Genomic DNA, 7,949 nt, shown 5'->3' on the forward strand with positions numbered 1-7,949 from the left:
GCGGCGCACCGCGCGCACTCGCCATCCTGAACGGCACGCTGGCCGGAGCCGTGGGCCTTGGCCTGCGCCTCTGGCTCGTCGGTCTGCTGATCTGGGCCATTGGCCATATCGCAGCCGTATGGGCTGCAAAGCGCGATCCCCTCTTCGTCGAGGTCGGTCGCCGTCACCTGCGCATCCCCGCTCATCTGTCCGTCTGAGGAAGCGCATCGCCATGATGAATCTTGCCGAATATCGCCGCACCGCAACCCGCCTCGCTGACTATCTGCCCTGGGCCGCGCTCGTCGCCGAGGGCGTCGTGCTCAACAAGGACGGCAGCTTTCAGCGCACGGCGCGGTTCCGCGGCCCTGATCTGGACTCCGCGGTCGCCGCCGAACTGGTCGCCGTCGCCGGGCGGCTCAACAACGCATTCCGTCGTCTCGGATCGGGTTGGGCCATCTTCGTCGAGGCGCAGCGGCACGAGGCGTCGATCTATCCAGCGGACCTGTTTCCCGACGCCGCCGCAGCGCTTCTCGATGCCGAGCGCAAAGCCGATTTCGAGGAGGCCGGCGCGCATTACGTCTCCGGCTACTATCTCACCATCACCTATCTGCCGCCGGCCGAGGATGCCGCGCGCACCGAAGCCTGGCTCTATGAGGGCCGCGAACGCGCTGGCATCGATCCGAAGGAAATCCTGAACACCTTTGTCGACCGCACCGATCGCGTGCTGGCGCTGCTCGACGGCTTCATGCCGGAATGCCAGTGGCTCGATAGCAGCGAGACGCTGACCTTTCTCCATTCGACCGTCTCGACCAAACGGCACCGCGTCCGTGTGCCCGAAACGCCGGTCTATCTCGACGCGCTGCTCGCCGACGAACCGCTCACCGGCGGCCTGGAGCCGCGTCTCGGAACCGCGCATCTGCGCGTTCTCACCATTGTCGGTTTCCCGACCGCGACCACGCCCGGCATCCTCGACGATCTCAATCGGCTCGCCTTTCCCTATCGCTGGTCGACGCGCGCCATCCTGCTCGACAAGACCGACGCGACCAAGCTGCTGACCAAAATCCGCCGCCAATGGTTCGCGAAGCGCAAAAGCATCGCCGCGATCCTGAAAGAGGTGCTGACCAACGAGGCGTCCGCGTTGGTCGATACCGACGCCTCGAACAAGGCGGCGGACGCCGATCTCGCCCTCCAGGAACTCGGCGCTGACTACGCCGGCCAATCCTATGTCACCGCGACGATCGCGGTATGGGACAACGATCCCCGAGTTGCCGACGAGAAGCTTCGCCTCGCCGAGAAAGTCATCCAGGGCCGCGACTTCACGGCCATGACTGAAACGATCAATGCCGTCGATGCCTGGCTGGGCTCATTGCCGGGGCATGTTTACGCCAACGTGCGCCAGCCCCCGATTTCGACGCTGAATCTCGCCCACATGATCCCGCTCTCGGCGGTGTGGGCGGGGCCGGAACGGGACGAGCATTTGGGTAGCTCCCCCTTGCTGTTCGGCAAGACCGAAGGCTCGACCCCGTTCCGGTTTTCTCTCCATGTCGGCGATGTCGGTCACACGCTCGTCGTCGGCCCGACCGGCGCCGGCAAATCGGTGCTCCTCGCCATCATGGCCTTGCAGTTCCGGCGCTATGCCGGTGCCCAGGTCTTCGCCTTCGACTTCGGCGGTTCGATCCGCACCGCCGCGCTCGCCATGGGCGGTGATTGGCACGATCTCGGCGGCGATCTCACCGAGGGCGTGGACTCCTCGGTCTCGCTGCAACCGCTCGCGCGCATTCACGACACGCCCGAACGCGCCTGGGCGGCCGACTGGATCGTCGCCATCCTGATCCGCGAGGGCATCGCAATCACCCCCGAGGTGAAGGAGCACCTCTGGTCGGCGCTGACCTCGCTGGCGTCGGCGCCGGTCGAGGAACGCACGATCACCGGCCTCACGGTGTTGCTCCAATCGAACGACCTGAAGCAGGCTCTGCGACCGTATTGCGTGGGCGGCCCCTATGGGCGGCTACTCGACGCCGAGGCCGAACATCTCGGCTCGGCATCGGTGCAGGCGTTCGAGATCGAGGGACTGGTCGGGACTGGCGCGGCACCCGCCGTCCTCGCCTATCTCTTCCATCGCATCGGCGACCGTCTCGACGGCTCGCCGACGCTGCTCATCATCGACGAGGGCTGGCTCGCACTCGATGACGATGCCTTCTCCGGGCAATTGCGCGAATGGCTGAAGACGCTGCGCAAGAAAAACGCCAGCGTCATCTTCGCCACGCAGTCGCTGTCCGACATCGACAACAGCAACATCGCCCCGGCCATCATCGAGAGCTGCCCGACAAGGCTGCTCCTGCCGAACGAACGCGCGATCGAGCCGCAGATCACGGAGATCTATCGGCGCTTCGGTCTCAACGACCGCCAGATCGAAATCCTCGCGCGGGCCACGCCCAAGCGCGACTATTACTGCCAGTCGCGACGCGGCAATCGCCTGTTCGAGCTGGGCCTCTCCGAAGTCGGTCTCGCGCTCGCCGCCACCTCCTCCAAGACCGACCAGTCCGAGATCGCGCGCACCGTCGCCGAGCATGGCCGCGAGGGCTTTCTCGCCGCCTGGCTGCGCCTGCGCGGCGCCGAGTGGGCCGCAGACCTCATCCCTGACCTCACGAACCTCACCCCCCAGCAGTCCGAGAAGGAGTAATGACCATGAATACGCTTCGTTCACGCCCGCGCGCGATGTCGCTCGCGGCCTTCATCCTGGCGATACCGCTCGCCGCATCGCCGGTGCTGACCGCGCCAGCGCACGCGCAATTCGGCTTCGGCGGTATCGTCTATGACCCTACCAACTACGCCCAGAACGTCCTGACGGCGGCGCGGTCCCTCGAGCAGATCAACAACCAGATCCGCTCGCTTCAAAACGAGGCGCAGAGCCTCATCAACCAAGCCAAGAATCTGGCGAACCTGCCGTACTCGGCGCTCCAGCAGATTCAACAGAACGTCCAACGCACCCAGCAGCTCCTCGGCCAGGCGCAGAACATCGCCTTCGACGTCCAGAACGTCGATCGGATGTTCCAGCAGCAATATGGCAGCGCCTCACTGTCGTCGTCGGACGCCAAGCTCATCACCGACGCTCGCTCGCGCTGGCAGAACACCGTCGGCGGCTTGCAGGACGCCATGCGCATTCAGGCCGGTGTCGTCGGCAATATCGACAGCAATCGCACGCAGATGTCGAACCTCGTCAGCCAGAGTCAAGGCGCGCAGGGTGCGTTGCAGGCGACACAGGCCGGCAATCAGCTTCTCGCGCTGCAATCGCAGCAGCTCTCCGACCTGATCGCGCTGATCTCCGCCAACGGCCGGGCCACGGCGCTGACTGACGCGGAGCGCGCGGCGGCGGCTGATCAGGGCCGGGAGCAGCGCCGCCGCTTCCTCACGCCGGGCCCGGGCTATCAGCCCGGCAACGCGCAGATGTTCGGCAACGGCAACTGAGGTCGCGGCCATGGACGGCAAGATGCTGGCCCGGCTGGGCGCCATCGTTTTCGTATCGTTCGCCATCACGGCGACGGCGATCGAGATGACCCGGAAGGACGCGGCCCCTGAAATGGAGCGCGTCCACGCTGTCGAACCCAAGCGCGATGCGCTCCGCGAAGGGCAGCGCCGGTGCCAGCAGCTTGGCCAGGCAGCGGCGAGCGATACCGACTGCATGCGCATCTGGGCCGAGAGCCGCGATCGCTTCCTCGGCCGCCCCCCGGCGCCTGCCGTCCCGACAACAGAAGGACGGTGAACCATGGGCGGCGCAGGTGTCATCGACAATTTCCTCGGGGTCTTCACCTCCTACATCAACAGCGGGTTCGGACTGCTCGGCGGCGAGGTCGCGTTCATCGCCACAACGCTGATCGTCATCGATGTGACGCTTGCCGCCCTGTTCTGGAGCTGGGGCGCGGAAGACGACATCATCGCCCGGCTGGTGAAAAAGACGCTCTTCGTCGGCGTCTTCGCCTATCTCATCGGCAACTGGAACAACCTCGCCAAGATCGTCTTCGACTCGTTCGCGGGCCTCGGCCTCAAGGCTTCCGGCACCAGCTTCACCGCGCAGGATCTGATGCGACCCGGCAAGGTCGCGCAGACCGGGCTCGACGCCGCGCGCCCCTTGCTCGAATCCATCTCCGACCTGATGGGCTGGATCGCGTTCTTCGAGAACTTCATCCAGATCGCCTGCCTGCTGTTCGCCTGGGCGCTGGTGCTGCTCGCCTTCTTCATCCTCGCGATCCAGCTCTTCGTTACCCTGATCGAATTCAAGTTGACGACGCTGGCGGGCTTCGTCCTCATCCCGTTCGGCCTGTTCGGCAAGACCGCCTTCATGGCCGAGCGCGTGCTGGGCAATGTCGTCTCATCCGGCATCAAGGTGCTGGTGCTCGCCGTCATCATCGGCATCGGCTCAACGCTGTTCAGCCAGTTTACGGCCGGCTTCGGCGGCGCAACGCCCACAATCGACGACGCCATGGCGATTGTTCTTGCCGCGCTATCGCTGCTCGGGCTCGGCATCTTCGGCCCCGGCATTGCTGCCGGTCTTGTCAGCGGCGGACCACAACTCGGCGCCGGTGCGGCGGTTGGCACCGGGCTTGCCGTCGGTGGTGCGGCACTCGCAGCTGGTGGCGCGGCAGGCCTTGCCCTGAAGGGAGGAGCGGCTGCGATGTCCGGCGGTGCTGCCGCCGTGCGGGGCGGTGCGGCAGCGGCAGGCGGAGCCGCCGCGGCCTACAGCGTCGGCTCGCTCGGCCAGTCCGGCGCAGCCGGTGTCGCCTCGGGTCTCGGCGGTGTCGCCCGCGCGGCCGGAGCAGCCACCGTATCACCCCTGAAACGTGCGACGGCGCGCGCCGCCGAAGGCGTCAAGTCCAGCTTCTCCGAAGGTGCGAAGGCAGGCTTCGGGGCGACGGGCGGCTCCTCGACCATGAGCACGATACCCGGCTCAGGCTCCGCAGGCGAAGCCGCCGCCGCAGCGCCCCGCGACGGTCCACCCGACTGGGCCAAGCGCATGAAGCGCCATCAGTCCCTCAGCCACGGAGCCACCATCGCAGCGCATGCCGTCAAATCCGGCGACAGCCATGGCGGCGGCTCTTCCGTCAATCTCTCCGAAAGTAACCGCTCATGAGCCTCTTCAAACGACCCGCCGCCCACTATGGGAAATCGCCCGATCCCGAAACACCCTATCAGCGCGCCGCGCAGGTCTGGGACGATCGCATCGGTTCGGCCCGTGTCCAGGCCAGGAACTGGCGCATCATGGCCTTCGGCTCGCTGTTCCTGTCGGCCGGCTTCGCCGCCGCGCTGGTCTGGCAGTCGGCGCGCGGCACCGTCGTTCCCTGGGTGGTGCAGGTCGATCGACTCGGCCAGGCACAATCCGTTGCACCAGCGTCGGCCGACTACCGGCCGACCGATCCGCAAGTGGCCTGGCATCTTGCCCGCTTCATCGAGCAGGTCAGAAGCATCCCGGCCGATCCGATCATCGTGCGCCAGAACTGGCTGCGCGCCTATGACTGGACCACGGATCGCGGCGCCGGTGCGCTCAACGACTATGCCCGCACCAACGATCCCTTCACCAAGGTCGGCAAACAGCAGATCGCCGTCGAGGTTTCGAGCGTCATCCGCGCATCGGCGGATTCCTTCCGCGTGGCCTGGACCGAGAAGCGTTACGAGAATGGCCAGCTCGCGGGCACGGAGCGATGGACCGCCATCCTCACCATCGTCATCCAGACGCCGCGCGACGCAGACCGGCTGCGCGCCAATCCGCTCGGCATCTACATCAACGCCATCAACTGGTCGCGGGAGATGTCCCAATGAGCACATCTCTGCGCATGTCCGGCTCTCCGGCTTTCCGTAAATCCGCTTTGGCGATGATGCTGCTCTCGGCAACGATGCTGGCGGGCTGCGCGACCTTCAAACCACCCACCATCAGCTACGACAGTGACGTGCCGCCGCTCCCAGCCGTGCCGACGCCGGTCACGGAACAGCCGCCGCGTCCGCTGCACACGCCTCCTGCCTGGACAGTCGCGCATGGTGGAACCGCCGCGAATACGCCGAGCGGCCGCGTGGAAAACGCCAATGCTGCGGCGCGTGTCGAACCGCGACGCGAGGGCTATTATAACGCCATCCAGATCTATCCCTGGAGCGAAGGCGCGCTTTACCAAGTCTATGCCGCGCCCGGCCAGATCACCAACATCGCGCTCGAACCGGGCGAAAGCCTGACCGGCGCAGGTCCAATCGCCGCCGGTGACACCGCCCGCTGGATCATCGGTGATACCGAAAGCGGTTCCGGCCTCTCGCGCCGCGTCCACATCCTCGTCAAACCGACGCGCCCCGACATCACCACGAACCTGGTCATCACGACCGACCGCCGCATCTACATGCTTGAGCTGAGGGCGGAGGCGAAACCCTATATGCCGGCCGTTGCATGGGCTTATCCCGCGCTACCGGCATCGCAACGCGGAACGGTCCCTGCGACGCCTATCATTCCCGCTGCCGGCGCGCGTCACTACCGCTACGGCATCACCGGCGACACGCCGCCCTGGCGGCCGGTCGCCGTCTATGACGACGGCAGGCGTGTGTATGTCGAATTTCCACGCGGCATCGTTCAAGGCGAAATGCCGCCGATCTTCGTCCTCGGCACCGATGGCGAGCCGCAGCTCGTCAACAGCCGCATCCACCAGAACATCCTGATCGTGGACCGCATCTTCGGCGCCGCCGAACTGCGCCTCGGCAGCGGCAAGCAGCAGCAGACCGTCAGGATCGTGCGAACCGATGGGAAACCTGCATCATGAGCGACATTGACCACGACAACGCCGAACGGCTGGACCAATCAACGCCCGCCGTCGATGCATCATCGTCCATGCGCCTGCGGGCAGAACCTCCGCGCGTCACCCGGCTGTCGCGCAAAGTGCTCGCCGGCGTCGCTGCGGTTGCCCTCGTCGGTATCGGCGGCTCTCTCATCTACGCGCTCCAGAGCCGCGATCCCGGCAAGAGCGCCGACGAACTCTATTCAACCGACAACCGCACCACGGCCGACGGCCTGGCCGGCCTGCCACGCGATTACACCGGCCCGGTCCTCGGCCCGGCGCTGCCTGGAGACCTCGGCCGCCCGATCGTCAGCGCGCAAAATCAGGGGCATCCTGTCGTACCGCCCGCCATGGCGGCGCCCGGGCCTGATCCCGAGGAGCAACGTCGCCTCGCCGAATTGGAGGCAGCCCGCACCAGTCGCGTGTTTTTCCAGGCCGGTCCGGCCGCAACATCGGCGGCCGTTAGCCCGAATATCCCCGGATTTGCCGACGTGGGAGCCGGCACGCAACCGGGCGCTCAGACCGCACAGGATCGGCAGCTTGCGTTCCTCACTGCTCCCGTCGATCGCCGCACCATTGCGGCCGACCGCATCATGGCGCCAGCATCGCCCTATGTTCTCCAGGCGGGTGCGGTCATCTCGGCCGCCCTCATCACAGGCATCCGCTCCGATCTTCCTGGGCAAATCACCGCGCAGGTGACGGAGAACATCTACGATAGCCCAACCGGCCGCATCCTCGTCATCCCACAGGGCACCCGGATCATCGGCCAGTACGACAACAGCGTCCAATACGGGCAGAGCCGCGTGCTTCTCGTCTGGAACAGGCTCATCCTCCCCAATGGCCGCTCCATTGTGCTAGAACGCCAGCCCGGAGCCGATACCCAGGGCTATGCTGGTCTGGAAGACGGTGTCGATTACCATTGGTGGGATCTCGCCAAAGCGGCGGGGCTCTCGACGCTTCTGTCAGTCGGGTCCGAGCTTGCCATCGATGACCAGGATCGGCTCCTGCGCGCCATCCGCAACGGCGGCCAGGACACCATCAATGATGCCGGTCAGCAGATCGTTCGGCGCCAGCTCAACGTCCCACCGACACTGACGATCCGGCCAGGCTTCCCTGTCCGCGTGATCGTCACCCGCGATCTCGTCCTCGAACCTTACGGAGGCT

General features: G+C 66.1%; 8 protein-coding genes. All 8 read left to right on the forward strand.

What is annotated here, in order from left to right; all coding sequences use genetic code 11:
* Positions 1–197 (forward strand): VirB3 family type IV secretion system protein (locus tag KAY22_RS21235; RefSeq protein ID WP_296625223.1); only part of this gene is annotated, 197 nt, incomplete at its 5' end.
* Positions 198–211: 14 nt separating this feature from the next.
* Complete coding sequence (gene trbE, locus KAY22_RS21240) at positions 212–2,662, forward strand: conjugal transfer protein TrbE (protein WP_296625224.1); 2,451 nt, start codon at positions 212–214, stop codon at positions 2,660–2,662.
* Entirely contained in the window at positions 2,662–3,447 is a 786-nt protein-coding gene (trbJ, locus tag KAY22_RS21245; protein WP_296625225.1) for a P-type conjugative transfer protein TrbJ, read from the forward strand. Before trbE ends, trbJ begins: the two co-directional genes overlap by 1 nt.
* 10 nt (positions 3,448–3,457) lie before the next feature.
* Entirely contained in the window at positions 3,458–3,742 is a 285-nt protein-coding gene (trbK-alt, locus tag KAY22_RS21250; RefSeq protein ID WP_012110076.1) for a putative entry exclusion protein TrbK-alt, read from the forward strand.
* A 3-nt stretch (positions 3,743–3,745) separates the two neighbouring features.
* Complete coding sequence (gene trbL / locus KAY22_RS21255; RefSeq protein ID WP_296625226.1) at positions 3,746–5,107, forward strand: P-type conjugative transfer protein TrbL; 1,362 nt, start codon at positions 3,746–3,748, stop codon at positions 5,105–5,107.
* Positions 5,104–5,793: a conjugal transfer protein TrbF gene (gene trbF, locus KAY22_RS21260; protein WP_296625227.1), complete on the forward strand. Its 690-nt coding sequence runs from the start codon at positions 5,104–5,106 to the stop codon at positions 5,791–5,793. Before trbL ends, trbF begins: the two co-directional genes overlap by 4 nt.
* Positions 5,790–6,770 (forward strand): P-type conjugative transfer protein TrbG, encoded by a 981-nt coding sequence (gene trbG / locus KAY22_RS21265; protein ID WP_296625228.1) that lies wholly within the window; start codon positions 5,790–5,792, stop codon positions 6,768–6,770. The genes trbF and trbG overlap by 4 nt, the downstream gene beginning before the upstream one ends.
* 68 nt (positions 6,771–6,838) lie before the next feature.
* Positions 6,839–7,949 (forward strand): TrbI/VirB10 family protein (locus KAY22_RS21270; RefSeq protein ID WP_296625229.1); only part of this gene is annotated, 1,111 nt, incomplete at its 3' end.

Source organism: Rhizorhabdus sp. (assembly GCF_018006725.1).
In the GTDB taxonomy this organism is placed as follows: Bacteria; Pseudomonadota; Alphaproteobacteria; order Sphingomonadales; family Sphingomonadaceae; genus Rhizorhabdus.

Coding starts and splice junctions, on each gene's coding strand:
- trbE (WP_296625224.1), top strand. CDS start 212: ATGATGAATCTTGCCGAATATCGCCGCACCGCAACCCGCCTCGCTGAC.
- trbJ (WP_296625225.1), top strand. CDS start 2,662: ATGACCATGAATACGCTTCGTTCACGCCCGCGCGCGATGTCGCTCGCG.
- trbK-alt (WP_012110076.1), top strand. CDS start 3,458: ATGGACGGCAAGATGCTGGCCCGGCTGGGCGCCATCGTTTTCGTATCG.
- trbL (WP_296625226.1), top strand. CDS start 3,746: ATGGGCGGCGCAGGTGTCATCGACAATTTCCTCGGGGTCTTCACCTCC.
- trbF (WP_296625227.1), top strand. CDS start 5,104: ATGAGCCTCTTCAAACGACCCGCCGCCCACTATGGGAAATCGCCCGAT.
- trbG (WP_296625228.1), top strand. CDS start 5,790: ATGAGCACATCTCTGCGCATGTCCGGCTCTCCGGCTTTCCGTAAATCC.